The following is a 248-nucleotide window of genomic DNA, read 5'->3' as shown; positions in this document are numbered from 1 at the left end:
CTGCTGTCGGTTAGCTCAAAATCAGTGAACTGACAGGTATGAGGATCATATCCCATATGTAGTCGCCATTCAGCGCTGCCGCCCCCGGGCGCACTGATTGCTGTTCCATCGACAAGACGCAATCTCTTTCCGCTTGTACAACCCGTAACTGCGGCGCGTACAGCAAGTGTTTGTGCGGCAAGTATGCCAAACCAGTCGGCGGCATTCCGCAGCCGCTTCAGGAGAGCCACGTCAGATAATGTTGCAAC

1 pseudogene is annotated in these 248 nt (G+C 54.4%); it reads right to left on the bottom strand.

Annotation, left to right across the window (positions count from 1 at the left end):
* Positions 1-248: pseudogene (locus tag SB725_RS32960) on the bottom strand (IS4 family transposase); the annotation flags it as partial.

The organism is Pseudomonas sp. SIMBA_041 (assembly GCF_046535095.1).
Taxonomy (GTDB): domain Bacteria; phylum Pseudomonadota; class Gammaproteobacteria; order Pseudomonadales; family Pseudomonadaceae; genus Aquipseudomonas; species Aquipseudomonas mucoides.
Note: the sequence above shows the minus strand (reverse complement) of the source record. Positions and strands in the feature narration are given on the sequence as shown.